This is a genomic window from Sphingomonas insulae, from assembly GCF_010450875.1.
Classification (GTDB): domain Bacteria; phylum Pseudomonadota; class Alphaproteobacteria; order Sphingomonadales; family Sphingomonadaceae; genus Sphingomonas; species Sphingomonas insulae.
The window spans coordinates 19,730-46,699 of record NZ_CP048419.1 but is presented as its reverse complement, the minus strand read 5'-3'; the positions used below and the strand labels follow the sequence as shown (position 1 = coordinate 46,699).

At 61.6% G+C, this 26,970-nt stretch carries 23 protein-coding genes; 13 read left to right on the top strand and 10 right to left on the bottom strand.

From position 1 onward, the window contains the following. The first annotated feature begins 181 nt into the window (after nucleotides 1-181). The 6 genes from GTH33_RS00195 (at nucleotide 182) to GTH33_RS00170 (ending at nucleotide 4,191) form a co-directional block, all read left to right on the top strand. On the top strand, nucleotides 182-859 hold the full coding sequence (locus GTH33_RS00195) for a hypothetical protein (protein WP_166753247.1): 678 nt from the start codon (nucleotides 182-184) through the stop codon (nucleotides 857-859). Continuing rightward, nucleotides 859-1,599, top strand: coding sequence for a hypothetical protein (locus GTH33_RS00190; protein WP_163956355.1), 741 nt, complete (start codon nucleotides 859-861; stop codon nucleotides 1,597-1,599). The genes GTH33_RS00195 and GTH33_RS00190 overlap by 1 nt, the downstream gene beginning before the upstream one ends. 317 nt (nucleotides 1,600-1,916) lie before the next feature. Next, complete coding sequence (locus tag GTH33_RS00185) at nucleotides 1,917-2,216, top strand: PadR family transcriptional regulator (protein WP_208404263.1); 300 nt, start codon at nucleotides 1,917-1,919, stop codon at nucleotides 2,214-2,216. Further along, complete coding sequence (locus GTH33_RS00180; protein WP_163956351.1) at nucleotides 2,213-2,797, top strand: hypothetical protein; 585 nt, start codon at nucleotides 2,213-2,215, stop codon at nucleotides 2,795-2,797. Before GTH33_RS00185 ends, GTH33_RS00180 begins: the two co-directional genes overlap by 4 nt. 77 nt (nucleotides 2,798-2,874) lie before the next feature. Continuing rightward, nucleotides 2,875-3,696 carry a CPBP family intramembrane glutamic endopeptidase gene (locus GTH33_RS00175; protein ID WP_163956349.1) on the top strand — a complete coding sequence of 274 codons (822 nt, stop codon included), beginning with the start codon at nucleotides 2,875-2,877 and terminating at the stop codon, nucleotides 3,694-3,696. 240 nt (nucleotides 3,697-3,936) lie between these two features. Next, a complete protein-coding gene (locus tag GTH33_RS00170; RefSeq protein WP_163956347.1) occupies nucleotides 3,937-4,191 on the top strand; it encodes a hypothetical protein in 255 nt (84 codons plus the stop codon). 298 nt (nucleotides 4,192-4,489) lie between these two features. Here the strand turns inward: GTH33_RS00170 and GTH33_RS00165 are convergent, their stop codons facing one another. The 3 genes from GTH33_RS00165 to GTH33_RS00155 all read right to left on the bottom strand — a co-directional run bounded on the left by GTH33_RS00165 (nucleotide 4,490) and on the right by GTH33_RS00155 (nucleotide 7,583). Then, complete coding sequence (locus GTH33_RS00165) at nucleotides 4,490-5,650, bottom strand: amidohydrolase family protein (RefSeq protein WP_163956345.1); 1,161 nt, start codon at nucleotides 5,648-5,650, stop codon at nucleotides 4,490-4,492. Nucleotides 5,651-5,865: 215 nt separating this feature from the next. Further along, entirely contained in the window at nucleotides 5,866-6,579 is a 714-nt protein-coding gene (locus tag GTH33_RS00160) for a LytR/AlgR family response regulator transcription factor (protein WP_163956343.1), read from the bottom strand. Then, on the bottom strand, nucleotides 6,576-7,583 hold the full coding sequence (locus GTH33_RS00155; RefSeq protein WP_163956341.1) for a sensor histidine kinase: 1,008 nt from the start codon (nucleotides 7,581-7,583) through the stop codon (nucleotides 6,576-6,578). The genes GTH33_RS00160 and GTH33_RS00155 overlap by 4 nt, the downstream gene beginning before the upstream one ends. 255 nt (nucleotides 7,584-7,838) lie before the next feature. Between GTH33_RS00155 and GTH33_RS00150 the strand changes: the two genes are divergently transcribed. Then, complete coding sequence (locus tag GTH33_RS00150) at nucleotides 7,839-9,563, top strand: M61 family metallopeptidase (protein ID WP_163956339.1); 1,725 nt, start codon at nucleotides 7,839-7,841, stop codon at nucleotides 9,561-9,563. Between the two features lie 227 nt (nucleotides 9,564-9,790). On the opposite strand, the gene GTH33_RS00145 is transcribed toward GTH33_RS00150, so the two are convergent. From GTH33_RS00145 to GTH33_RS00130, 4 genes are all read right to left on the bottom strand, one after another. After that, entirely contained in the window at nucleotides 9,791-10,858 is a 1,068-nt protein-coding gene (locus GTH33_RS00145; RefSeq protein ID WP_249054807.1) for a relaxase/mobilization nuclease domain-containing protein, read from the bottom strand. Between the two features lie 38 nt (nucleotides 10,859-10,896). Beyond that, a complete protein-coding gene (locus GTH33_RS00140; RefSeq protein ID WP_163956335.1) occupies nucleotides 10,897-11,421 on the bottom strand; it encodes a hypothetical protein in 525 nt (174 codons plus the stop codon). 239 nt (nucleotides 11,422-11,660) lie between these two features. Further along, nucleotides 11,661-12,674 (bottom strand): ParB/RepB/Spo0J family partition protein, encoded by a 1,014-nt coding sequence (locus GTH33_RS00135; protein WP_163956333.1) that lies wholly within the window; start codon nucleotides 12,672-12,674, stop codon nucleotides 11,661-11,663. Beyond that, the gene (locus GTH33_RS00130) at nucleotides 12,671-13,411 is read right to left on the bottom strand and encodes a ParA family protein (protein ID WP_163956331.1); all 741 of its coding nucleotides are present in this window, start codon (nucleotides 13,409-13,411) and stop codon (nucleotides 12,671-12,673) included. Before GTH33_RS00130 ends, GTH33_RS00135 begins: the two co-directional genes overlap by 4 nt. Before the next feature lie 332 nt (nucleotides 13,412-13,743). Between GTH33_RS00130 and GTH33_RS00125 the strand changes: the two genes are divergently transcribed. Then, the gene (locus tag GTH33_RS00125; RefSeq protein WP_161604098.1) at nucleotides 13,744-13,905 is read left to right on the top strand and encodes a YlcI/YnfO family protein; all 162 of its coding nucleotides are present in this window, start codon (nucleotides 13,744-13,746) and stop codon (nucleotides 13,903-13,905) included. On the opposite strand, the gene GTH33_RS00120 is transcribed toward GTH33_RS00125, so the two are convergent. From GTH33_RS00120 to GTH33_RS00110, 3 genes are all read right to left on the bottom strand, one after another. Beyond that, the gene (locus GTH33_RS00120) at nucleotides 13,902-14,222 is read right to left on the bottom strand and encodes a single-stranded DNA-binding protein (protein WP_163956329.1); all 321 of its coding nucleotides are present in this window, start codon (nucleotides 14,220-14,222) and stop codon (nucleotides 13,902-13,904) included. The genes GTH33_RS00125 and GTH33_RS00120 overlap by 4 nt on opposite strands. 532 nt (nucleotides 14,223-14,754) lie before the next feature. Then, complete coding sequence (locus GTH33_RS00115) at nucleotides 14,755-15,558, bottom strand: RNA replicase (RefSeq protein WP_243848524.1); 804 nt, start codon at nucleotides 15,556-15,558, stop codon at nucleotides 14,755-14,757. Between the two features lie 470 nt (nucleotides 15,559-16,028). Continuing rightward, a complete protein-coding gene (locus GTH33_RS00110) occupies nucleotides 16,029-16,889 on the bottom strand; it encodes a replication initiator protein A (protein ID WP_037486997.1) in 861 nt (286 codons plus the stop codon). Between the two features lie 317 nt (nucleotides 16,890-17,206). Between GTH33_RS00110 and GTH33_RS00105 the strand changes: the two genes are divergently transcribed. The 5 genes from GTH33_RS00105 to GTH33_RS00085 are packed head-to-tail and all read left to right on the top strand — an operon-like array spanning nucleotide 17,207 to nucleotide 26,964. Continuing rightward, complete coding sequence (locus GTH33_RS00105) at nucleotides 17,207-17,794, top strand: recombinase family protein (protein ID WP_163956326.1); 588 nt, start codon at nucleotides 17,207-17,209, stop codon at nucleotides 17,792-17,794. Further along, nucleotides 17,795-19,834 carry a site-specific DNA-methyltransferase gene (locus GTH33_RS00100; RefSeq protein ID WP_163956324.1) on the top strand — a complete coding sequence of 680 codons (2,040 nt, stop codon included), beginning with the start codon at nucleotides 17,795-17,797 and terminating at the stop codon, nucleotides 19,832-19,834. Then, a complete protein-coding gene (locus tag GTH33_RS00095) occupies nucleotides 19,834-22,767 on the top strand; it encodes a DEAD/DEAH box helicase family protein (protein ID WP_163956322.1) in 2,934 nt (977 codons plus the stop codon). Before GTH33_RS00100 ends, GTH33_RS00095 begins: the two co-directional genes overlap by 1 nt. 10 nt (nucleotides 22,768-22,777) lie before the next feature. After that, nucleotides 22,778-25,621: an AAA family ATPase gene (locus GTH33_RS00090; RefSeq protein ID WP_163956319.1), complete on the top strand. Its 2,844-nt coding sequence runs from the start codon at nucleotides 22,778-22,780 to the stop codon at nucleotides 25,619-25,621. Continuing rightward, entirely contained in the window at nucleotides 25,618-26,964 is a 1,347-nt protein-coding gene (locus GTH33_RS00085) for an McrC family protein (RefSeq protein WP_163956317.1), read from the top strand. Before GTH33_RS00090 ends, GTH33_RS00085 begins: the two co-directional genes overlap by 4 nt. Nucleotides 26,965-26,970: the final 6 nt, after the last annotated feature.

The following is a 26,970-nucleotide window of genomic DNA, read 5'->3' as shown; positions in this document are numbered from 1 at the left end:
GCAGTCGTTGCGGCGTGAAAGGCGGAAGAAATCTGTTGTTTGAAGATGGCCAAACCGATCCGAACCTGCCCTTGATACGGCCTGAACGTGGTAATCTTGGCCCCCTCAATAGCCCTTTCACCTCGTCTGCTCGCGTCGGACGCATCGAGCGATGAAGGGTTTCATAACAGGTGTCGCGGCAATGATGCTGGCGGCGACGACCCCAGTCCTCAATGGCTGCGTTCCGCGCACGCAAGTCGCACCTTATAGGTATCGCATGACGGTTGAGGTCGACACGCCGACGGGCCTGCGCACCGGATCGAGCGTGATCGAGGTCCGCCCGCGCCTTACGGGCGAGTTCGCCGCCGATATGGCGATCGATGGCGAAGCCGTGCCGGTCGATCTGCCGGATGGGCGTACAATTTACGCGCTGCTATGGTCGCGTCTGGCAGCGGATTGGGCGGGATGGATCGTCCTGTGGCTCGTGCGCCCCCCGGCAATGGGCAATGCGCCGATCGCCGACGTGGTCCGGGCGGTTGCCGCCACGCGTATCCCGCTGGTGCTGCCCCGTCGTCTCCCCGTCGGAGCCGGCTATCCGCTGATCGGCATGGATGCCCGGCCAAGTTTCGTCGCCTTCGGTGACGAGCGCCGCCCGAAAACGATCCGCTTCATCGATCCGGACGATATAGGCGGCGGTATGAAGCTTCGTCGTATCACGCTGCAGGTCACCGACGATGCGATCACCCACACCATCGGTGATCGACTGCCTTGGCTGGCGAGCCAGCGGGGCAGTCTGAAGCCCAGCAGAATGGATGCGCCGCTGGCTGACCGTCAACTCGAGTCGCTTACCGAAGTGGCCTTCGTGCGCAGGGGGTATTGATGGCCCGCAGTACGTTTCGCGAGGCAGGTGCCTACCTATCGCTGCTGGGATTGCTCGTGCTTGCCGGTTGCACACCTGGGTACGAGGAACTGCCCACATACCGCTACCGCCTGACCGTCGAGGTAGCGACGCCGCAAGGAGTCAGGAGCGGTTCAGGCGTGATCGAGGTGCACACGTGGCAAGCGGGGCCACAGACCATCCCGAGCCCAGGAGCGATCAGGACGCGAGAGAATGGCGAGGCAATTGTCATCGATCTGGGGCGGCAAGGTTCCGTGTTCGCCCTGATGCGGGCCGGCAACTTCATGGATTGGCCCGGCAGCGTCGCGCGATCGCTGATCCCGTCTGTGAAAGGCGACACTTACGAGGTCAGACGCGCCGAGATCGCGGCGATCAAGGCGATCCGCGGCGTTCGCGAGGTGCCGCCAACCTTCGCGTCCGGCAGCAGTCAGCTACAGAACTGGCCCGACCTCGTCCGTTTCGCCGACCGCTCACGTCCAGAGACGATCCGCTGGATCGGCCCCCTGCCGCCCGGCCGTATCGCTCCATTTGCAGTGGCCATTCGACGTGTGACGTTCGAGATCGTTGACGCGCCGGTCACACGCACGATCAATCGCCGGCTGCCATGGCTGAGCGACGCTGCCGGAGAGACAAGGCTTCTCACTGACCTCGACCGAGCTGGGCTCGATCCCTTCATTCCGCCGCTTTCCTCGTTTGATTTCACCAGGAATGTTGACCGATGAAGGAGTTTGCGGCGGATTGCTAACGGCGACCTGCAATCAAAACGACCACTGGGTTTGCACGCGCACAAACGCCCGTCACGAGGTTTCCCGCTTCACGATCCCATGCGAGACGGGATCGCTATGCCTTGGGGTGTCATTTCGCCCCCAACCGTACCGGGTGCCAGCGGCGCATTTTTCAACAGCCCCACCTGTTTGTCGGCAGCATGAACACGAACCTTGCATAACATGGATATGCGGCCTATTACCCTTGCATGACAAGGCAATCGGATGAGTCGCAAAATGCGATTGGCAGATGGGAGGTCCAGCTCCGCAAGGGCGTGCTGGAGTTCGTCATCCTGTTGTCGCTCAGCGATCGCGAGCAATATGGCTTCGAGCTAATCTCCGGGATCGCCAGGCGCGCCGCGATCGACGTGCCGGAAGGGACGCTTTATCCGCTGATGCTGCGCTTGGCGAAGGACGGGCTGATCTCGTCCCGCCTCGCCGATGGCGATGGTGGCGCACCCCGCAAATACTACGCCCTGACATCGCAGGGCCGGGAGCTTCTACGGGGTATGATCCCGTCATGGTCGAAGCTAGCCGCTTCCGTCGATAGCCTGCTGCCAGGAGCGTCCGCATGACCCCCGCTTTCACCGATCCTGCCGCGCGCCGTCGCTGGGACGCCTATTTCTCCGAGGTCGATCGCCTGCTCGCGCGTGCAGATGCGGACGTAGCCGAAATGCGCGGCGATCTGGAAGCGCATGTTGTTGACAGTATGGCTGCTGCGTCGGGGGGAAACGAAGGGGAACGGCTCGACGTGGCCCTGTCGCGTCTCGGCCGACCGATCGACTATCTGCGCCCGCTGCTCGCCGACGAGATGATCGAGCGCGGCACCCGGACCTACAGCCCGATCACGATCGCGCGGGGGCTTTCCTATGCCATCATGGCCGGATCGCGACGGGCGGTGATTGGTCTCGCATTCGGCCTCGGTTATCTGCTGCTCGCCATCTTCACCGGCATGGCGCTGCTCAAGCCGCTCTGGGGTGAGCATGTCGGTGTGTTCCGTCATCCGGATGGCACGGTCAGCGCCGGCATCGTCGCACAATCTGACGGCGCCCGCGAACTGCTTGGCTGGTGGTCGATCCCCATCGCGTTGCTGCTGGCGGCATTGCTCTATGTCGCGCTCACCAAGGGACTTCGGACTATCCGACAGCGACGCTGAAATTTTGCCCGAAAACCTCGCATAACAAGGAAATAATGATGGCTGACAAGACAGCCGGTCGCACGCGACCGGGTGCGATGGCGTTCGTCCTGCTGACGGTGTCGATCAGTTGGTCGATCTGGATCGGGATATGGCTGGCAACCGGACGACCGAATACGTTTCACGGTCCCGGAGCCATGATGGCGGCGATCTATGCCGGGTCGTTCGGACCGGGCGTGGCTGCGGCCATTCTCTCTGCGATTTCGCGCCCCGGCTCCCTCAAGGAATGGCTGCGCGGATTCATCCGCTTCCGCTGTGGATGGCGGGCCTATGCCGCTGCGCTGCTGCCATTTCCGATAGCGCTTCTCCTTCTGACGATCGCCCTCGGTTATGCCCCACGGCTTGAAGGGCTGCATGGTCAGGCACCGATCCTCCTGTACCTGACGGTGTTCCCGGTTTCGGTCTTCAACGGCGTGGCGACCGCAATCATGGGGGCCGGTCCGTTGGGAGAGGAAGGCGGGTGGCGCGGCTATCTGTTGCCGCGACTGCTGGAGCAGGGTGGCGAGGTTCGCGCCTCCCTCATCATCGGTATCGTCTGGGCACTGTGGCACCTGCCGATCATGGCGATGTTCGCCGACTGGCGGAGCGGCGTTCCCTTCGTCGCCTATCTTCCCCTCTACACGCTCGGCGTCATCGGCCTGTCCTTTGTAATGTCGCGCATATGGCTGATCGGCCGTGGCAGCCTGATCCCCTGCATCTGGCTGCATGGGCTGGTGAATGCCGTTGGCGGCATAGCCTTTGATCGCAGCCTGTGGGCGAGCCGCTGGTCACCAGAAGCCGGTACGTTCCACTTCGCCATCGCTGCGGCTCTCACCGCCACTTTCCTGTTCTCGATGAAGGGCCGAGCGCAACGGCCTTGAGCCGTTACCGTATATCTGTGCCCATTCTATGTGACGCCCCCAGTTCGCTTTCAATCCAGAACCGGAGGTTCCGATTACCACCAATAGCGGACATTCCCGTTTCACCATCCCAATCGGGACGGCTGCGACCGTCCCGCTGGCCGTTCGTTTTTGGGAAGCCCCGCCGCCTCTATCCCCGTCTGATTGCAAACGCGGTCGCCAATCGTCTAACTTCGATCATCTCAGCGGAGGCGGTTGACGATGATCTATGACGCATTGAGTTTGGCTGCGGCCATTGGCGGCATCGCGATCATCGTGACGATGTTGATGCGTAACCCTTACCTCCCGCCGTTGGCTCGCTATGCCGTTATCGGCGCTGCCTTTGGCTTGTTCACATCCAGCCGATATGTTGCTGTAGACCATAGCCTTCACGCAGCACTTTTCTCCGTTGGCGTTTCTGGTCTGATGGCTGCCGTAGCTATCAGACACTTCCGAGCGTTTCCGCCGAGCGCCTAGTGGGTACGCCATTAGTTCAAGGACGATGCGATGCGCCTTATGCAACATATCCCCGTCGCATTTGTCGGGGGGCTGCTAGCTCTAATTATCCCCCGCGTCCTCGGGTGGAGCGCGTGGCCGTTTAGCCGCGAAGATTGGTTCGTGCTTGGCGGATTGCTTGTGGGTGAGATTGCTGCCCGCTCCGTCGTTAGGACCAAGCGAGGAAGGGCATCACCACAATAGCTTTCCCAAAATACCATCCTTCTGGGAAAGCGTCGCCCGTCTCGCTGGCCGTTCGTTTCCGAGAACGCTCTGCTGTTCAGGTCCGCGGCTTACGATCAACAACGTAGCCGTTCTTCCAGATGTTGACGATGTGGCGCAGAGCGACGATGTCCCTGGTCGGGTCACCATCGACGAGGATCATGTCGGCCTTGAGTCCAGGTGCGATGCGTCCGCGATCAGTAGTCCCAAAGAAGCGGGCCGGGGCGGAGGTCGCGGCGATGAGCGCCTGTGTCGGGCTTAGACCCGCGTGGACCAGCAAAGCGAGTTCCAGATGCAGGGAAGGTCCAAACGCGGTAGTCGGGTTCGGCGCGTCGGTGCCCGCGATCATCGTGATGCCGGCGCGGGCGAGCCTGCTCACATTGGCAAGAGCTGTCGCATAATCGACGGGTCGCGGGTGCTGCCAGTCGAGTGTCAGCATCCCCTTCTGCATGGATGAAAGCAAGGGCGCGATTGCCGGGTCTGCCGCCAGTTGGCGGGCATCATCGGTACCTGCAAGGCCCGCATAGGTCGCTAGCGTTGCCGTCTGAACGGTTCCATGCGCCTTCATCGCCGCGATAAGCGCGTCATCGACAGGCTCATCGCAGACGGCATGCTCAAGCGCGTTGACGCCGTTTGCGACCGCGATCCGCGCATCGGCCAGTTTCTGGACGTGGACGACGACGAGTTTGCCGGTCGCCTTGGCGGCGGCAATGACCTCGGCGAAGCGCGTCGGGGTGAAGGCAGGCATGTCGGCTGGTTCGCCCTGCCTCGCTCCATCATCCTGAAGCACCTTGATATAGTCCGATCCCGCCTCGACCCGCGCCCGCATGAAGGCTCCCGCGTCGGCATCGGTGGCGAGCGTCGGTAGCTTGGTCGAGCCTCGCATCAGCTCCGTCGGATGGCCACCAGGCGGGGTCGCCCCAACTCCGGCCGTGAACGTATCAGCTTCGCTGACCAGTCCATCGGATCGCCGCTGCGCCCGCCAGCGGTTGATCGTCGCGCGGTCGGCGGTTGAATACATGTCGAATACGGTCGTCACGCCGAACCGCAGCGCATCGGTCTGTGCGCCGGCGAAGACATGGACATGGCCGTCCATCAGGCCTGGCAACAGTGTCCGCCCGCGCGCCTCGACAACCTCGGTACCGGCGGGTGCCTTCACCCTGCGCGCCACCGCAACAATGCGGCCGCCCTCGACCAGCACCTCCCGGCGGCTAAGCACGCGCGTTCCATCGAACACCCGCGCACCTCGAATGAGAAACGCCCCCTCCCCAGCTACCGCGGGCGCAGCCACCAGCAGCATCGTAAATCCGACAAACAGTCTTTTCAGTCCCATCACCTGCCTCCCTGATCTCGGTGGGAGGCAAGACGGCGGCCATGCGTCGCCCGCAACCGTTCGGGCGTGAGCAGTGTTCTTGGTGGCGCGAGCCGTGCGCGTCAGCGTGCCGCTGCGGCAAGTCGCCGCGCGAGTTCGGCGCGAAAGGTTCGGCTGAGCGGCACCGTGCTCCCGTCCGTGAGGCTAATGTCGCCATCGCCGTTACGCCGGTCGGTGATCGCCGCGATCCGGTCGAGCCGGATCAGCGTCGAGCGATGAACCCGGACGAAGTCGGGGCCGAGCCGCTCCACCAGTTCGGTGATCGGCGTACGCAGCAGGTGCACTTGGCCGAGCGCGTGAACGCAAAGATAGTGGCCGGCGGCATCGACACGCTCGATCGCGTCCAGCGGCACGAACATCGTCCGCCCGCCGTCTCGGATTTCGAGATGGCGCGGTTTGCTAGGCTTGGCTGAGTGTGCCCCTTGTGCGCGCCGCATCCGATCGAGCGCTCGGGCGACATCTTCCGCCGTCGCCGGCTTGAGCAGGTAGTCGATCGCCTCGACCCCGAAGGCGGGCAGCGCGAAGTCGGGAAAGGCGGTCAGGAAGACGAAAGCAGGCCGGGGATGCGCCAGCGCCTCCGCCAGCGCGAGCCCGGTGCCGTCGGGCAGCTCGACGTCCAGGAAAGCGAGCGTCGGCCGTGTCGCGGCCGCCTGTGCCAGCGCATCCGCGACCGTTGCGGCCTCGCCCACCACCTCCACATCGGGATGCTCGGCCAGCAGGCGACGAAGGCCGGCCCGCACCAGCGCCACGTCCTCGACGATGAGCGTGCGGATCATGCCGTGGCGTCGCCCGTCGTGGACAGGGGAAGGTCGACCGTCACCATGAACTGCCCACCCTGGACGTCGGTCGCCAGTGTCGCGTCCGTGCCGTAGAGGGTTGCCAGCCGCTCCCGCACGTTTGCAAAGCCCGAGCCCGCTCCTCGCGAGGGGGCGACGTTGTCCGGCATCGAGTTCCGGATATGCACTGACAGGCGCCCGTCACGGTCCTCGGCGGCGATGCTCAGCCGCCCTTTTGCAATCCGAGCGAGCGCATGGACCAGCGCGTTCTCTACCAGTGGCTGGAGGATCAGCGCCGGCACGCGGGCGTTCCAGGCGGCAGGCGATGCCGTCACCTGAAAGTCGAGCGGCCCCGGCAGCAGCAGCCGATAGAGTTCGACATGATCCTTCGCGATCGCGATCTCCTCGGCCAGCATCAGTTCCGGTCGCTTGACCGCCAAAGTGGCGCGCAGCACGGCAGCGAGCCGCGCGATTGCAGCCTGCGCTACACCGGCATCGTTATGGGCCAATTCGCCGATGGCGGTCAGCGCATTGAACAGGAAATGCGGGTTGATCTGCGCCCGAAGCGCATCGAGCCGCGCATCGGCCCGCAGGCGCTCCCGCTCGCTTGCTTGGCGGATCCACAGCAGCGCCTGACCCACGCCGATTACCGCTACATAGACGGGAACCGAGAAGAAGGAGGTGATGGTGCCGCCCTGTGTGAGTTGCGCCAGGGGTGGGAAGCGGCGCCCCTCGATCAGCCACGCTGCAACTTCGTTCAGCATGAGGCCCAGGGCCGTAACAACCGGAACAAGGATGACGCCCATTCCTCCGATCCCAATCAGAGATCGCAAGGTGCGACCTGCTCCTAGGGGCTGCCGCGCACTCGCCCGCAGCACAGCCGGGGTGACCAGCGCCCAAGGCAGAAAGAACAGGATCATCGCACCGATGGTCGCCAGCAGCGTTCGCCACCCGGCGCTGGCGTTCAGCAGCCACACCGCCGGCGTGTAGGCGAGCGCAACCAACGCCCACGCCGCACCGATCGCGCGCCATGGCGGGATCCTGATGCTTGCTTTACCTCGTCCAGACATGCGTGCGCCTCTGGCACATGGACGCCTCTCGTCCAAAGCTTGTGCAAAGGTGTTGATGGCGCGCCTACTCGTGCAACATCTCATTCCCAATCAATCATCCCATCGGGAATGCCTCGGCCATCTTGCTGGCGGCGCCCAATCAGGGATGTTCATATTTGTCGAAACGCCCGTCATCGTTACGATATAGACATGCGCCTCCTGCTAAGCATTGCTGCCCTTTCACTCTCCACTGCGGCTTCGCCAACGAGGCTGGAGCCTGTCCATTACACGCTGGCTCCGGAGATGTCGGGCGACGAGCTTACAGGCTTACGCATACAAGTGAGCTTCCGCGCCGACCCATCCGGAGTCACCGACTTTCGGTGGGATGACGGTTGGAGCGGTGAGCGCCGTCTTTGGCAATGGACGCGCGATCTCAAGGTAGCGGGCGCGACAATCGTCGAACGGCGCGATGGCGGACACTGGCAAATTCGCGCTGTCCCTGGCGCAAACCTGACCGTCTCCTACCGGGTCGTGTCCGCCTACGATCACGACCCAACTGTCGAGGACACTGAACAGGCCCGCCCCGTCGTCCGCCCGCGCTGGTTCTATGCCGCCGGCAATGCGCTGTTCGGCTTTCCCGGCGGGCGGGAAGCGGTGCCTGCGACGTTCGACTGGATAGGTACACCGGGGATCGGCTTTGCGTCCGATCTCGAGCACCTTGCCGGCCGGAGCCGTAGCGCGCTGCGTTCCGGCACCATCGCGGATGCGCTGGAAAGCATCGTTATCGGAGGCCGTGACCTGCAAACCTTCTCGGCCCATGACGGATCAGGCGTGCGCGTCGCGACGATCGGGCGCTACGCCTTCACACCAGAGCAGTTGAACGCGCTTGCCCGTCAGGTGATCGCCGTCGAACGTGATTTCTGGCGGACGGGCCGGCGCGCGCCCTTTCTGGTGACGGCCGCTCCCATCGTCGGCGATCCAACGGTGATGAGCATGGGCGGTACAGGCCGGGGTGATGCCTTCGCCCTATGGGTCGATCAGCGCACGCCCCTCGAACGCATGAAGTGGCTGCTCGCGCACGAGTATTTCCACACGTGGAACTCTGCCCGCCTCGGCACCATGCCCCAGGACCGCAAGACGCGGCCAGCTCACTACTGGTTCAGCGAGGGTTTCACGGACTATTACGCTCGGGCATTGATGGTGCGCGCTGGCCTGATCTCGCCAGCGGATTTCGCGGCGCAGTGGAACGAGATGCTGGCGGCCTATGCCGGTTCGCCTGTGCGCACCCTTTCCGGCCCGCAGGCAGCTTCGGCATTCTGGGAGAATGACGCGGCGCAGAAGCTTGCCTATCAGCGGGGGGCGCTTCTGGCTGCGATCTGGAACCGGAAGCTCCTTGAGGCGAGTGGCGGTCGGGTCAATCTCGACACAGTGATGCACGCGCAACTGGCCACAGCCCGCACGTCCGGCGAATACGCAACGGACCTTTTTCGCCAAATGGCGAACCGTAAAGGGCTGGACATCGCGGCTGATGAAGCTCGGTATCTGGAGGGCGGAGAGCCGATCTTGCTTCCTGCTGATACCTTTGGAGCGTGCGCCACCATCGTGACTAATCAGCGCCCCTCGTTCTCCCGAGGATTTGATGCGGAAGCGACTGCCGCTGCCGGTAACGTTGTGACCGGCGTTGATCCACGCCTACCGGCCTATGTGGCAGGTCTGCGCGACGGCATGAAAATCGTTGAGCGCACCGAAGGTGAGACGGACAATGCCAGCGTCCCCTACGGCCTGCGGGTGGAGGATAACGGCGTTAAGCGCATCATCCGCTACCTGCCGCAGGGATTGAGCCGGGTCAGTGTTCAAGAAGTAAAGATCAACCAATTGAACGATCGCCAGTGCCGAAAGACGTTGAGTGGCATGGCAGGCGGCACATCCCCCTGAGTGGCGACCGATTTTACAAGCTGCGAGACCTTCCGAGGAGGTTCGCCCATTCTCTTTTCCCGATCGTTTTCGGGACAGCTCGCGGCGTAGCGAGCGGCAGCTATCCGCTGCGGAGCTCCAAATAGCCGCCTGACGGAAATGTCCCCAAGCCTCGCCATTCCCGTTTGCTTGCTGGCCTGCCGTTAGCCCCGCTCCATGCAGGAGCGCGCACCCTTGTCACTTGGCAATTAGCGCCGCCTTGTTGGAGGCGGAGGTGTGCCACGTGGCACACCCTGATCCTGCGCCGGGTTGCTCCTAGTTCGCTCCTGCGCCTCTCTCATACGCGCTTCTGCTTCACGCAGCATCTTGTCAGGAATTGTCTCAATGCTTGCCCGCTCCTGGAGGAACTGCCGCACGTCACGCGCCAGATTGCGATCCTCGTGCTCGGGACTGCGATCAAGACGTTCGGCTGCGGCTTCGTAACGCCGCTTGGTGTCCTGCCATCTCGCCCGAGTCTTGGAGACGAACGTGGGCTGCTCGGCTCTACCGAGCGCTATCTGCATGGCTGCGCGGGCCTGCCGTAGATCGGCTTCGGTCGGCTGACGGGACGCCCCGCTACGTATCCGGGCGCGTAGCTGGGTGAGCGCCATGCTGGTGCCGGCCCTACCCTGGCCCCGCGTGTAACGGGGGGTCGCCTCTGCTTCGACGCCGCGGCTGCGCAGCGCTTCCGCGAACGCCTCCCGGAAGCGAAACAGATCCTCGCGTCTTGGATCGAACCGCTTGCGGTTAAGGCCTTCGGCCTGAACCGTAAGATGGACATGAGGACGCGGCGTGTCCGTGTGGAGCGCCATTAGATAGTCGTGGTTCTCGCCGACTATCCGCTCGGCCGTCTCACGGACCGCCTGCTTCACAGTTTCGGGATCTGTTCCTGCTGGCATGGAAAACACCATCGCCACGGCCGAGACGGTCGTGCCCTGGCGCCAATACAGAGGATCGGACCATTCGTCCGCGATCCGCTGAGCGTCGTCCTTGGTTGTGATATGCTCGCCATCGCGCGTCTCGATCCGGATGTCGCCGTGGCGGCCGATATAATCGAGATGCGCAGCGAGGTGCTTAGCGCCCTTCTTGCGCCCCGTTACCTTGACCAGCACCTCGGGCGTGCCTCGAACGACACGTGCGAGCGTAGCCTTGGCATCCATTCGGAGATGCGACGCTGCCGGCGACTTGGCCGCGAACGGCCCCGTGCCATTGACGACATGACGGGCATATTTGAGGTTCGGATCGCTGACGAGGCGCGGCTTGAAGCTCGGCTTCATTGCCTCCCATAATTCGTCCTCGCGGTCCCCGAACGGCATCAGTCGGCGACCTCCCAGAAGGCGATCTCGCCGCGCAGCACGTCCGCCAGCGCGGCGATCTGCTCGTTGATCTCCTCGCGCATGTCTGCGATCCGGCGCAGCTCGCGATCGATCTGCAGGCCACTGTCGGCCATCATCGCAGCGTTGCCAGCCTTCATCGCCTGATTGAGATTGCGGCCGATACGCTGGAGCTGCATGCGGACGGGCGCCACGGCATCGCGCAGGCCGTCGTCGACCGTGCCCTTCAGCCCGATATGTCGCCGTACCAGAGCTTTGATCCACCCCGCGCGATCAACACCTCGCTCCGCGGCGCGATGATCGAGCACGGCCGTCTCCGCATCCGTGAACGTGAGCGATACGCGGTTGCCGGCGCTGTCGGCACGTGCCGCGATCCGAGGCGCGTCCGCGACATGCTTCAGCGCCTGCTGGAGGACAGTGCGGAGGAGCGCACTGCGCCCTCCCCTGCCCTCGGCCACCGCGTCGAACGCGGCAAGCAACTGCCGATCAACGCGCGCTGTCAGCATCGCTGATCCTTTGGTGGGGGATGAAGGTTGCGGCGTGGGCAACATGACCGAAGGATAATGTAATACAATGGACGCAGCAACACCTATCCTGCCATCAAACATCCCCCACCAAAATCAGCCTTCAAGTGTGCCACGTGGCACACTCAGTCGATCTCGGAAGCGATGAAGTCGCGGAAGGAAGGATTGCACCTAGGAGTGGGCGTCGGTTGTTGCCGGCGCCGCCCGCTGAGCCGGCGCGGTCAGCGCCAGCTTACGATGCGGGGCTCTGCCTCGTCCTCGAAGTGCAGCAACGCCTCGACGACCATCGCGCGCTTCCCCTCGATCTCGATCATCGGGCGCTCCACCCGCTGCCTTCCCGCCCTAGCCTTCGATGGCGATCGAGGCGCGGGGGCAGGGGACTCCGCCCACGCACTGTCCGCCAGCGCCGGACCGACGGGCACCGGCGTTTCGTCCATTGCGCGATCGGCCTCTTCGTCCCGGACTACGTCTGTCGTCGGTGCCGCTTCGCCTCCCTCGGCCGCTGCCAGACTATCTTCGCCGGTAACCGATGTCGTTTCGGCTTGAGGGGTAGGGGTAGGCGCGGGCTTCGGCGCCGACTTTTTTGCGCCAACTTCGCGCGCGAACCGCTCGCACGCCAACACCGTCATGTCCTCGGCCGCCGTGTTGGCGACAAAAGCCCGGGTCGCCGCGTCGTCGGTCTTCGCAGCCTGAGCAAGTGCGACCGCGCTGCGCATGGAGATGTCGGCGAAAAGCGCGGCGATGTAGTCGGGAGCCTTCGCGAGCCCCTGGTAACGGGTCAGCAGCGTGCGGTTGCGACCGGTCGCACGGGCAAGCTCGGCGAGCGAACGTCCGTTTGCGACCTGCCCGGTGACGAACCGGATCATGTCGGCCGTCGACAAGTCCTCGCGCTGGTCGTTCTCGATGAACTGATCGATCCGGACCTGCTCCACGTCGTCCGTCTTGCTGACGATCGCGCGGACCTGGATGCCGAGCTTTTGGCACGCGCGCCAGCGCCGCTCGCCATACATGATCCGGTAGCGCCCTTCGGCATCCTTCGGCGCGACGGTGATGGGCTGAAGCTGGCCGCGTTCCTTGATCGTCTCTGCCATCTCGTCGATCTTGGCGGGATCAATCTCGCTACGGACGTTCTCGGGATCGGGGTACACCAGCTCGGGATCAAGGAGCTGAACGCGATCGGCGTCTGCAACGGCAGCCTTCTCGCTGAAAACGTCGAAACCGGAGAAGTCTGTCATTTGTGGCTCCCGATCCGGGTCATGGCTTCCTCGAGAAAGGCGCGCATGGGCGGAAGCGAAGTCCGCACATCCTTGTCGAACCGCCATACCGGGACATGCTCTTGGATTGCTTGGCTGTAGTGCGCCCGCTCTGGGAGGAAGTTGGTGAACAGGTTGCGCCCGATCTTCTCTTTGATCGCGGCCAGCATCTTCATCTGATGCGTGTCATTGGCGCGTACCCGGTTGGGCACGAGCCCGACGACGTGAATCGGCGTCTTCCGGCGCTGGTTCACGGTCTGAATCGAGTCCGACACCTGCTTGGTCGCTGCCGGCCCGAACGGCCCCAACTCGACGGGAACGATCAGGTGGTTGCACACCAACAGGGCCGCGAAATTGATCCACGACCAGGAGGGCGGCGTGTCGATGATGCAGAAGTCGAAGAAGGGGTCGAGCGCCGGGAAGTTGGCGTTCAACGCCGAAAGCGCGCGGGGGTAGTCCGCGTCATACTCCCCGCCCATCCGATTGGAGTAGATCGCGAGCCGGGGGAATATAGCGGGCGGAACATACTTCGGCTCGAACAGCGGCTTACACGTGCCGAGGCTCTCGAACTCGGCAAGCGCGTCCGTCGCATTGCACTGGCGGTCGAGGTCGAGGAACAGCACACGATGACCGGCGTCGGCGAGCAGCCATGCCAGATGGCAGGCGATCATCGTCTTTCCGGCGCCGCCCTTCTCGACATTGATGGCGATGGTCTTCACGCCCTACCAGCCTCGATCAGAATTGTTGTTCCAGTGCTCATAGCCGCGATAGTTGGAATCCGTGCGTGTGTTGCGGCGCCCCTCCTCGTCCCGAGTGTCGCCACTCCAGATGCGCGGAGCAGATCCGCCACCGCCTCTGAGGACGGCCCATGCGACCAGGACGAACAATCCGATCGTCAGCAGATTACCCAACATGGCCTTCGCCTCCGTCGCCTTGATGAAAGGCGCAGCCTGTAATATACGATACCGCAAATACCGTCAATATGCGGTATCGGTAATTACTAGGGCAATGGATGACGTCTAGCAAGGTCCGTTCCGTTGGTCGCCCTCCGATGGAGGATCAAACGCTCGCGCGCTTTCCCAAAGGCACGCTGGGGCGCATCAAGTCTGTTCTGCGGGAAAGCGAAAGCCAGGCCGACTTCATCCGGGAAGCGGTCGAGCTGGAGCTTCGCCGGCGAGAAGGGCCGCCGGTAGGCGGCCCCGACCGCGCCTAGTCGCGATCCTCGGGACCCTTGGCCAGGACTGCGAAACCGTCAGCGATCAGCTCCACCGTGTAGCGCCGGCCTTCGGCCGTGTCGTAGGAGTTCTGGCGGACGCGGCCCGTAATATGCACCAGGTCGCCCTTTTGAGCCTTGGCGGCGCGCTCGATCAACTTGCCGAACAGCGTCACCTCGTTCCAGTGGGTGTCCGTGACCCACTCGCCATTCTCCTGGCGGTTATAGTTGGCAGCGACGTTCACCTTCGTCACCTTGTCATGCTCGGTGGTCTTGCCGACCCGGCCGATGATCCGAAACTCCGCGATGTTCTGCATGGTCCTGTCCTTTGATCGATCAGGCTCATTCCTGATGGGAATTGAAGGGGCGTGCGGACGCCGCGATCAAGCGAAAAAACGGAGGGTCCGCGTAGCGGAAGCCGTAGGCGCAGCCGGTTATTCGCTTGATCGTAGAAGGCGGTCAGCGTCCATTTTCCCATCGATCAAGGAATAGCCGATCAGAAGGGCGCGAACAGGATACCCGTGCGGGATTTCGGCGGGTCGAGCAGAAAGCGACATCCTTGGTGATGATCGGCCGGCTCGCCCGGGGCCGGGAAAGGCGGATCGCGACGATCCTTGAAGAGGGAGGATGCCGGTTCCCAGTCGCTCAACCTCGTCCTGGAGGCTGGCGCTACGGTCGCATTCGACGCCAACAAACGGCTGAACCGGGCACCAACCCAGCCACTTGAGCGCCACAGAAAACGCATGCTCCTTCCGGGAGCACCGCGACGTGAAGCGTCGCGTCCGACGGTTCGGCTTGGTGGTTTTGTTCGAATGGAGTGTGCCGGTTGGTCTTGGGACTACATCGCCGTCAGGCATTAAAGCGTTGGCCGTCTAGGCCAACTCCATCTGTGCTTAGAACATATGAATCTAGGAGCGGTTGACCATTTTTTTGAGACTCTTGCTTCTCGATTGCGATGGCGAGGCTGTCCAACACACGACGAAGGCCGGCGTCCTCGATCTCCTCGGCCACAACCTGGCGGGGCGTGCGCCATAGGCGCATCGCCTCGATCTCCTCAATGCGGTCGGTTTCGCGCTGCACCACGTCGTCGGGAAGCGGAACGGGCCGAAGCCGCCGCGGAAGGAAACGGGCGAGCCGGTTGGGGAAACTCATCCGATAGACATTGGACGTCTGTGCGTTGCGGGCCTTCGGGCGATCGGCGGGAGGGTCGATCGGCACGCACCGGCGCTGCTTGTCGAGCAATCCCATCTTGGCAAGGATCGACAGCCCCCGCCCGACGCTCGCACGTGAGAGGCCGGTGTGCGTCTCGATCCATTCCCAGGTCGGGAATACCTTACCGGCACAGGTGCGCGCGAGATGCGTAAGCTGCTCGAACACGCGGACCGCTGCGGGCGTAATCAGCGTGGCAAGCCGTTCGTCCTCGCTGAGCTGTCGCCCTTCGGAGCGGGCAAGACGCCGGATAGCGTTCTTGCGCTTCAGCAGCTCCACCGCCTTCTTGTAGAGCCGGTCGGTCTCACCCTTTGCGTAGGTGTAGAAGAAGTCATCCTCGAAGGTGCCGGCTCTGCGACTGTTCGGATGCACGTGCGCACGCGTGGGGTTTGGTGCGCCCGATCGTGACCTCGGCCGCGTCCGTTCGATGCGGTCGAGCGACATGAAGCTCGCCCGCGCGAGTGTAACAGCTCCCATCTTCCGTCCCCTTCTTGGGGCCGGGACCAGGCAAAACTAGAGCGTGGCGCGAAGCGCGCTCCCTTGAACCAAGGCTCGGAAACGGGTATGAGAAGGGTCTCTTACGTCCCGATCGATGCCGCCAAGCATCGCTCATCACGTTCCAGGGTGCCCGGCCTTCGTGCCGGGCATTCGTTTATGTGGTCACGGCCGATCCCCGTTTTCTGCCGCGCGCGGTTCGCGTTCGACGACGGCGATTTTTGCAGAAATCACGGCGCCGGCGAACAACAACAATTCGTGCTTTGGCGGACCGAAGCCTGAAAAAGTTCGTGCTTTGGCGGACCTGAGCGCCCCGCGTTCGTGCTTTGGCGGACCGGCATTCGTGCTTTCGAGGACCCGTGTTCGTGTTTTCCCGGACCACACGGCCCTGACCGAACAGATCGATTCGGAACGCCCTGTTAAGCAGCCGACAGGGATGGCTTGGGGGTAATCGTCACAGTTGTGGCTGTGGTCGTTCGCCGTTTGGTCGTCGACATTTCAGCAGCAAGACCATCACCCATGACGATGTGATAGTCCGGAATGGCGTTCTCTTCCGAAATGCCCTTCATCACGTGTCGGAAGTGCTTCAGCGAATTCTGATAGCCGAGCTGAAGACGCAGGTCGTCCAGCCCCACTTGAACTGCCCCGGCCGTACACGTTGATCGCGCAACTTCGTAAAGTCTGCGCTCAACCGGTCCGAGCTGGAAGTAGGACGGAGAATATTCCAGAACGCGCCGGTCGCGCAGGATCGCGCGATAGAGCCAATCGCACAGTCGGACCTTGACGCCCTTGAGGCGCTTTTCGCCCCGAGCATTCTTCTGGTAATGAAGCTGGGCTTCCGACAGCCAGGAGAAAAAGCCTGCCTGTCCCTCGCCACCGGCCTCGATGTTGGTCTTGATCTGCGTACCCTGCAGTCTTTCCAAGGCATCCGACAGCCGCGAATAGGACCGCGCCGAGCCGTTGACGCCGGTAACGCGGAACAGATCGTGGGCGGTGAAGTAAAAGTCCTGCGCGACGGTCTCCCCGGCATCGAGCTTCGCCACCAGAAGGCTGGCGATATAGAGCAGCACTTCCTTGTCGTAGATGGTCGCCACGCCGCGGGGACCGGGCCCGATCTCGATCGACACTGACTCCGTCTTGTAGATCAGCGATCGCTTCCACGCTGTCTTAGTCAGCGCGAAGAACGGGTAGGCCATCAACGACTGCTCGCCGCGAACTTCCGTCAGCAACGGGCTGTCGAGGACGAACAGGTCGCCTTGCCCTGCATCACGCCCGGTCATGCAGCGACCTCCGGAGGCAGCCCGATCGCTGAGGTCCGCGAAAGCACGAAGGAGGGGCGGCGGTGGTCCGTGAAAGCACGAAACGTGGCGCTCGCTCTCTCGGGAAAGGCAGGCAGGACGCCAAGCTGGCGCCCGTTTTCGTGCTTTCGCGGACCCGCGTTAGGAGTGGCAGCGATCGCACGACCCCGTCTCGCAAACGATCCTTTTTGAAGCGCCTTCATGTGAGAACGTGTAGCAGCCGATCAGCCTCTCTCAAAACACTTTCGCGAAACAGAACCTCCGTGCTAGGCATTGCAGATGAGTTTTGAGAATGATCCATGCTGATCGGCTATGCCCGGGTGTCCACCCCGGAGCAGGATCTCGCACCTCAGTTCGCGGCACTCGATGATGCCGGCTGCGAGAAGGTGTTCTCCGACAAGGCCAGCGGCGCCAAGGCGGATCGCGCTGGCTTAGCCGATGCGCTTTCGCACGCGCGGGCGGGAGACGTCTTGGTCGTGTGGAAACTCGACCGGCTCGGCCGGACCATGAAGGGCCTGGTCGACCTTGCTGCCGAGCTGTCCGAGCGAAAGATCGGCCTGCGTTCCCTCACCGACGGTATCGATACTGCTGGAACGGCAGGCAAGCTCGTGTTCCACATCATGGCCGCTATGGCGGAGATGGAACGCGACCTGATCCGCGAGAGGACCACCGCTGCCCTGATCGTCGCGAAGCGAGGGGGCAGGATAGGGGGTCGTAAGACAGTGATGACCCCACGCCGGATCGATGCAGCTCGCAAGCTGCTTGCGTCTGGCACACCAGCTCGCGAGGTTGCCCTCACCATCGGCGTCTCCGTTGCCACCCTTTATAGACATCTACCGGCTCCGGTTCAGGAGACCATCAGCGCAGAAAGCGGGATCACAGAATAGATGAAGAGCTTGCTTGAACAACTTCCCGCAATCCTTGCCGACGGTCGACGTGAAGCCGAGCGCGTGATGGAACGCGCAGAAGGCAATTACCGTATCGGCCTCCAAACACGCGAGTTAGTAATCCCTTCAAAGGACAGCAACTGGCGCGACTTATTCCGTGGCGGCGACCGGGCTGATGCCGTCCCTACGAACCGTCTGATCTATGGCGATAATCTTCTCGCAATGGCTGCGCTTCTTGCCGGCGGCGAGCAAGGGGGCTCGCTTCGTGGGATGGCGGACCTGATCTACATAGATCCACCTTTCGACAGCAAGGCAGATTATCGCACCAAGCTTCAGTTGCCATTCGGCGAGATCGAGCAGAAGCCGACGACAATCGAGCAGTACGCCTATGCCGACACGTGGTCGGACGGCACTGCTTCGTATCTATCGAACATCGTCCCACGGCTTGCTCTGATGCGAGAGCTTCTTTCAGACCGGGGATCGATCTACATTCACCTTGATTGGCACGTGGCAGATTACGTCAGGGTCGTGGCTGACGCTATCTTTGGGTCCGATAATTTTGTGAATGAGATCTGCTGGAAGAGATCTGATGCCAAGGGTGACTCGGCCCAAGGCAGTAAGCATTTCGGGCGCGTTCACGACGTCATTCTCTTCTACTCCAAGACATCCGATCGTATTTGGAACCCTTTGTACGTTCCACTGTCTGATAGCTACGTGGAGGGATTCTACAAATATCGCGATCCCGACGGCCGTCAGTACAAGCTGGAGAACATGCTCGGTCCAGGTGGAGCAGCTAAAGGGAACCCCGTCTATGAGGTGATGGGTGTAACGCGTCCGTGGCGGTATTCGAAGGAGCGCATGAGCAAGCTCATCGAGGACGGGCTGGTTATCCAGACCAGGCCCGGCACGGTGCCCATGCAGAAGAAGTATCTCGACCAGTCAAAGGGCGTTCAGGTCGGTACATGGTGGGACGACATCAGCATGATCCGGGGCTGGTCGTCTGAAAAGGTGGGTTATGGAACCCAGAAGCCTGAGAAGCTTCTTGAGCGCATAATCAGCGCGTCGACCAATCCGGACTCTCTGGTGCTTGACCTCTTCGCCGGATCGGGAACGACCGCATCTGTGGCGGAGAAGCTGGGGCGCAGGTGGATCGTTTCAGACTTGGGGAAGCCTGCCTGCATGATCGCACGCAAGCGCATGATTGATCAGGACGCTAAGCCGTTTCTGTACCAGCATATCGGCGACTATCAGGTTGAGCAGATGCGCTCGACGCTAGGTACCCGTTTCCGCATTGGCGATCTCGCGGAAATCGTACTGGGCCTTTTTGGCGCGTTGCCCCTGCCGGTCGAAGAGAACCCGAACAAGAACATGGGCCGTCTGCACGGCGGCAAGACATTGGTCTTGGCTGACAGCCCGAATAAGATGACCGGGCTTACTACCCTACGCCGCGCCATAGAGATCAGGGACAACCTGATGGGCGGTTGGGACAAGGTCATTGTCCTCGGCTGGAACTTTTCGCCTACGATCGGCCACGATATCCAAGCCCTTGGCCAGAGTGATCGTCTCGAGGTCCTGGTCATACCACCGGACCTCCTCGATCGCCTGAAGAAAAAAGGTCAGAAGTTGAAAGCGGATGAGGTCCGGTTTTCGTCGTTGCAGTATCTTAAGATGGGCCAGGTCAGCAGGTCTGCGGACGGCACCGAGGAGTCGCTTAGCCTTGAAATAGCTAATTACGTCTTGCTGTCCCCAGAGGCTCTTAGCCTAGATGATGCAAATCGTGAGAAGCTACAAACAGTGATAGGCACTGATCCGATGGCTTTGATCGAATATTGGAGTGTCGATCCTGATTATGATGGTGAGGTGTTCCGGTCGGTATGGCAGGACTATCGCGGAAACACAGAGAACGATGATGACCCGTACCGTGTCATGACAACGGCACGGCTATCAGGGCTCCCCAAGAAGGAGGGGCCTCGCCGGGTGTGCGTGCGCGTCGTGGACGTATTTGGCTTCGAGGCCGAAGCCGTGGTCGAGGTCGCGTAATGACGAGCATTAACGATCTCGCCCTTGCAAAAGGGCTTACGGCAGAGGCGGACGCGGCTTGCATTGGGCTGGAGAGAGGTGAGGCGCCGATCCTGGATCAGGTGTCTGAGACAACCGCCGAACTGCTTAAGTGGTGGTTCCAAGCCGATTTCCAGGACGCACGTTCGTTCAACTTCCACCCCGGTCAGCGGCAAGCGCTTCTGAATGTCATCTACGCGCATGAGGTTCTCGGCATTAACACGCTGCAGGACCTCTATCAGGTTGCGGCCCCGGAGGTGATGCTGGCAAGCGCGCGGGACGCCGACATCATCCGCGCTCCTAAGAATGCGTATCCCAAGTACTGCCTGAAAATGGCGACAGGCACAGGCAAGACGTGGGTGCTTCAAGCCCTGATGGTGTGGCAGATTCTCAACGCCAACCGGTCTCCAGATAGTGGACGCTTCACCAAGAACTTCCTAGTCGTTGCCCCTGGTCTTATCGTCTACGATCGTCTGCTCGACGCCTTTATGGGAAAGGAACGTCAGGGCAAGCGTGACTTTACCAACTCGGACCTTGCCACTTTCCAAGAGCTTTTCATTCCCGATGCTTACCGGGAAGAGGTGTTCCGGTTTGCTCAAGGCGCTGTCTGTCCAAAAGAGGACATCGGGAGGAAGATCACCGCCGGTGGCATTATCGCCATCTCCAACTGGCATGTTTTGTCGGAAGAAGGTGAACCGCTGGAAGATGAGGACGTGGATGCGCCCGGGCAGACGCTAGATCCGAAACAGGTCGCCCAAGGCGTGTTGCCGTTGTCACCCGGAACAACGACCAGCAACGATCTTAGCGTCATCAACCGTCGCTATGAACGCGGCGGCATCCTTTCGTATCTGAAGGACCTGCCCGCGCTGATGGTCTTCAATGACGAGGCGCACCACATCCATGATTTCAAACGCGAAGGCGAGGTGACGGAGGTCGAGTGGCAGAAGAGCCTCAACCTCATCGCCGAGCCGAAAAGAAGCCGGTTTGTTCAGGTCGATTTCTCGGCCACCCCCTACAATGAGGTGGGCACCGGCAGGAACTCGCGGAAGTCCTATTTTCCGCACATCGTCGTCGATTTCGATCTCAAGACGGCCATGAAGGCCGGTCTGGTCAAGTCGCTGGTGCTGGACAAGCGGTCGGAGATCGGCGCGCTCAGCGATGAGGAGCTGGACTTCAAGGCGGATCGCGACGAGCACGGCAATCCGATGCTCTCCGAGGGGCAGCGCATCATGCTGCGCGCCGGCCTGACCAAGCTGCGCAAGCTGGAAGCCGATTTCGCTGGTCTTGACCCGGCCAAGCATCCCAAGATGCTGGTGGTCTGCGAGGACACCACCGTCACGCCTCTTGTGGCCGAGTTCATGCAGCTCGAGGGTCTTGCAGACGATGAAGTGCTACGGGTGGATTCCAATCGGAAGGGCGAGCTGAAGCCCGACGAATGGAAGGTCCTGCGCGAACGTCTTTTCGACGTCGATCGGCATAGGTCGCCCCGCGTGATCGTGAGCGTACTGATGCTCCGCGAGGGCTTCGACGTAAACAACATCTGCGTCATTGTACCACTCCGCGCGTCGGGCGCCGGCATCCTCCTCGAACAGACCATCGGCCGCGGTCTTCGCCTCATGTGGCGCGGAAACGAATATGACGATGTGAAGCGGGAGAACCGCCACCTTATCCGGACGGGGAAAACGCCGAACAGCATGATCGACATCCTGTCGATCGTCGAACATCCGGCGTTCCAGAGCTTCTACGACGAGCTGATCCAAGAAGGCCTCGCGGCCGAGGTGGACGACGAAGACGACGAAAACACCAGCTCCACTGGCGATTTGATCTCGGTCGGCCTGCGTCCCGGTTTCGAGGAATATGATTTCGCCATCCCCTTCATCCTGCGCGAGCAGGTTGAAGAGTTGGAGGACACCCAGATCGATCCCACCGAGCTGGAGCCCTTCGGATCGTTCTCCCTAGATCAGCTCAAAAACCAGCTCGGGCATGGCGAGAAATTCCATTCCGAGGACGTGCAGGCGAAGACCCGCTTTGGCGACTATCGCGTGCATGGCGGCGTGATGACCGCCACCGGCTACAACGATTATCTCGCCAGGATAACACGGCGGATCACGGAAGCGGTCACGCTGACCGAGGCGACCGGCAGCTCCAAGGCCTTCGCCAACGCGAGCAAATTCCCCTACATCCAGATCAATCGGGCAGAGCTCGCGGAAGGGATCGACGGCTTCATCCGTCAGCATCTCTTCCGGCGCGATTTCGAGCCGCTGGTCGACGAGAACTGGCGTGTGCTGCTGCTCGATCCCGTGACCGAGCACATCATCAAGGTCTGGGCGCGCGCGATCCTCGAAGCCGAAGAGAGCATCGTCGTTGCGGGTGCCGAAGTCGCGCACCGCCGGCTGTCCGAGGTGCCCAAACTTGCCATGCGAGAAGGATCGTCCCTTGCGGTGGAGAAGGCTATCTACCTGCGCCTTCCATATCCTTCCCGGAATGGCGGGCTCGAGCAAACCTTCATGGAAACGTGCGAACGGGACGGCAGCGTTGACGCCTTCTGCAAAATCAACGAGCAGAAGCACACGTTCGCGCGCCTGCGCTACGTCAAGGAAGACGGCCTGCCGGCCTTCTATTCGCCCGACTTCTTCGTAAGGGCGGGAGGCACGATCTACCTGGTGGAAACCAAGGCACAGGGGCAGCTCACCAGCCCCAACGTGCTCCGGAAGCGTAAGGCCGCGGTCGCGTGGTGTGACCGTATCAACGCCCTGGCCCCCGAGGAGCGCAGCGACGCGGAATGGCACTACGTGTTGCTTGGCGAGGACACTTTTTATGGTTGGCGCGACAAGGGCGGATCGATGTCCGACCTGCTCGCTTTCGCGAAGCTGCGCCCCATGGAGAACAAGGGTCAGTCCAAGTTCGCTTTTTGAGGGGTAGGACGTGAGGGAAGGAGATTTTCGGGCATGGCTCGAGAGACAGAGCTATTCGCGCAATACCGTCAACACGCAGCTGGCGCAGGCCAGGCGGCTGGATCAGGCCTATGGTGATCTAGACGCGCTCTATGAGGCAGATGGTTTTGCGGGGCTGCGCCAGGAACTTGGCTATACAAGCGTTGATAAGCGCGACGGGAAGCCAAACCCGGCCAAATTCCCTATCAGTGGCGACCTTTATGCGAACCTCGCGAGCTACCGGGCATCGCTCACCTACTATGCCCGCTTCGCTACGGCACCGACCGAGCATACCGCAGTCAACAGAGATGCTCTTGAGAAACTAAAGCAGAACTTCCTTCGTCTTTTCCCGGATTTCGAGGCGGGTGGGGGCTTCACCGGAGTGAGCCGGTATCATCAGGAGGAAGATGATTATAAGCGGGCATTGGTCGCTCGCGTCAGCGAACTGCTTCATCGGGATCCAGCGATCGACGATATAGCGCTAGGCGCCGCTATCCTTGATGGGCTGAGTACCGACACAAACCTGCTGGGCTACTACAAGACCACCACTCGCTTGAAAGGGATACGCGCAGCTCACCCTGGTGTGTTCGAGGCCGCAATCGGAGTCCTAGCCCGTTCGAATGATCCCCCCTCAGCGGCCGCTGAGACCTTTCTGAAGGTGGCGTGGCCGCTACTCTTGGAGGGCTCGGAAGATAGCCAACCCTTCGGCGAGTCCCGTATCTTTGCAACGGTCGTACAGGCGTTGGCCCGGCCTGAAGCTGCGATCTCGGTCATATACCAAAGGTTCCACAACCTCGGCATAGCCCTGCTGGGACGCTCACCATTCGAGAACAACGTCCTGACGGCTGCGGAATATGAAGGCGTCCTTGACCTGGTGAGAACCATCTTCACAGTCATGGATGGCGAGTGGGACTGGCACCCACGCGATCTCTGGGATGTCCAGGGCTTCATCTGGGTCACATGCAAAAACAAACTTGAAGGAGAGGGTGTGGGCCCGGCTATCGATCGATCTGCCGTTGAAGCGGTCATGGACGAATGCGACACGCTCGGTGATGAGGCATTCGCGAAAAAATATAACCGGGGCCTGAGTGGCATACGTTACCGCGCGGTGCGAGCTGGTGTGCGCTACCCGTCGAAAGCCATTGCCAACGCGGCCTACGAACACATGCATGGCGAGCGGGGGCAATATGGAGGCACCCAAGCTCGTCAGGTCCTTGCGGCCCTTGGCTATGAGATTGTGGGTGGCAGCACCGCGACTCAGGACCGGGACGCCGAAGCCGGTGAGGCTCCGGGTGGCGAAACTCCGACTAACCTGATCCTGTTCGGCCCACCCGGGACTGGAAAGACCTACGCGAGCGCTGGAGAAGCTGTACGGCTGTGCGATCGGCTTGCCGCCAATGCGCCCATTCTAACTGACGACGATCTCCGGCCGGCGTTGATGCAGCGTTATCGGGAGCTATCGGCGCTCGGTCGGATTGCCTTTGTGACCTTCCACGAAAGTTACTCCTACGAGGAGTTCGTGGAGGGATTGCGACCGCATCAAGGGCTTGGAGATGGAGACGCGGCACAAGCCGGCTTCAGTTTGCAATCCGAGCCTGGTCTGCTCCTGCGCATCGCGAAGCGTGCGATGTCGGTGGTTCGGAGCGACGCAGCACCACTGTCCCTCACGGACCGACGCATTTTCAAGATGTCGATCGGTGAAGCAGCCAACCCTGAGGAGGATTATCTCCTCGAGGAGTCCCTCGCTGGTGGCTACGTACTCTTAGGGTGGGGAAACCAGATCGACCTGTCGAGACCGGAGTTCGCTGAACGCGACGCGATCCTGAAGGCAGCTCGCGAGAAATATGCCCAGCATGTGCCAGACAGAGAAATCTCGAACCAGAGCGGCTATGTCAAATACTCCTACGCCTTTCGTAACCGTGTGCGCGAAGGCGACATCCTCGTCATCTCGCGCGGCAACTCCCGCTTCCGCGCCATTGCGGAAGTCATGGGCCCTTACGAATACCAACCTCGAGACACCGACGAGTATGCCAACCGTCGGAAAGTACGCTGGCTATGGCAGGACCGCGAAGGGGTACCCGTGGAGGAGATCTATCCACGCGGCTTCTCGATGGGGTCTCTCTACGAGCTCGCTCGTGCGGACCTGAACCTAGCGGCGCTCGAGCAATATGCAGGAGCCGGGCAAGCCAGCGTGGCTGCCGACGAGGGCGAACAGCCATTCGTGTTGGTAATCGACGAAATTAATCGCGCCAACATTTCTCGTGTGTTTGGTGAGCTCATCACCCTGATTGAAGCCGACAAGCGTCTCGGTGGGCGGGAGGAGCGTAAAGTAATTTTGCCTTATTCCAAAACGGAGTTCGGGCTGCCCGCAAACCTCCATATCGTCGGCACCATGAACACGGCCGATCGCTCGATCGCCCTGCTCGATACAGCGCTCCGTCGTCGCTTCGACTTCCGTGAGCTAATGCCACGACCGGATCGGCTCGCCGACGCCAGCGAGGACACCGGGATCGATCTCGTCCGCCTGCTCGACGTGCTCAACGATCGCATCGAGTATCTCCTGGACCGAGATCATCAGATCGGGCACGCTTATCTGATCGGTTGCGGCACTAAGGCAGACGTTGACGAGCGGATGCGCAACCGGATTATCCCCCTACTTCAAGAATATTTCTACGAGGACTTGGCGAAGGTCCGCCGCTTGCTTGGCGATGGCTTCATTGAAACGACCAAGCTCGCCCCTTTCGGCCGGAGTGGTGACGATGGCGAGCAGGAACGGGTTCGATATCGAGTTCGACGCACTTTCGATCAGGAAGCCTATGACAAGCTGACCGCATGACGCTGCTCACTACGAACGAGTGGAGCGACGTTCCGCTTTCCCCGTGGGTCGAATCTCCCCTTGATCGAAACAAGGCCGAGCAACTGTTACGCGTGGCGAAAGCCAGCGAGCTTGGCGGCCGTGACGGCGCACGGATTCTGGTCGACAACCACCGCAAAATCCGCACGCAGGGGATGGTGGGCGTGATCGCCAGCCCTGCTGTCACGCTCGAAATCTTGCCGAAGATCGATGAGAGCGAGGGCGACGCCGTAGCGCGTACCCGGCTCGTCGAGATGCTGTCGGTCGCGTTCGATCTTTCGATTGATGCCGAGCGGTTCGCGGGCATGAATGTGCAGCACGAGACTCTGCTTGAAATCCTGATCCGACGGTTTTGCGATCTGACATTCGCCGCTCTACAGCGCGGGTTGCCGAGACGGTATGTTCAGCAGGCCGATGACTTGCGTGCGCTACGAGGGCGACTGGATGTTACACGGCAGTTCACTCTGCTCGCTGCCAATCCATCAAAGCTTGCCTGCCGCTTCGATGCTCTAAGCGCGGACATACCGTTGAACAGGATCGTCAAGGCAGCCGTTAGCCGACTGCGCGCGCTCGCACGGGCACCGGATAATGAGCGTCGGTTAAGCGAGCTTCTCTTCGCCTACGGACAGGTCAATTCAACGCCCAATGGCCGGCTCCCTTGGGACGATCTGGTACTCGATCGCACCAATCGCGCCTGGCACATGGTCGTAAAACTGGCCGAACTATTGCTCGGCGATCGTTTTCAAGCTGCCGATGCCGGGCAGCACCATGGGTTTGCACTCGTGTTCGACATGGGCAAGCTGTTCGAACGCTATGTAGGCAAGCTTATCCTCCGAGCGCTGCGGGGGCAGGACGTCAGGGTCTGCCTGCAACGACCCCGGGACCACCTGCTGGATGTTCTCGATGAGAGCGAGCGAACCGCAAAGACGCGCAGCTTCATGACCCAACCAGATATCGTCGTTCTACGGGATGGACTTCCGGTGCTGATTGCTGACACGAAGTGGAAGAGGCTGTCCGCAGCGACGGAGGACGCCCAACACGATATCAAGGAGGCCGACGTCCACCAGATGTTGGCCTATGCTCACGTTTATGATGTGTCTCGGCTGCTTCTGCTATATCCGCATCATCCTGGTCTACAGAGCGAGAATGAGTTGCTCGTGTCGCGTTACGTTCGCGGGACTGCAGACCGGCGACTTTATGCCGCGACCGTCTCCCTTGATGGAAGGGCTGACGTGACTCAGAGGCTAGTGCAACTCCTGCTCACCTGCTGCATTTCGCGCGACGCTGCAGAGCAGTCCCAAGATATTGCCCTGGTCGCCCCATAAATCTAC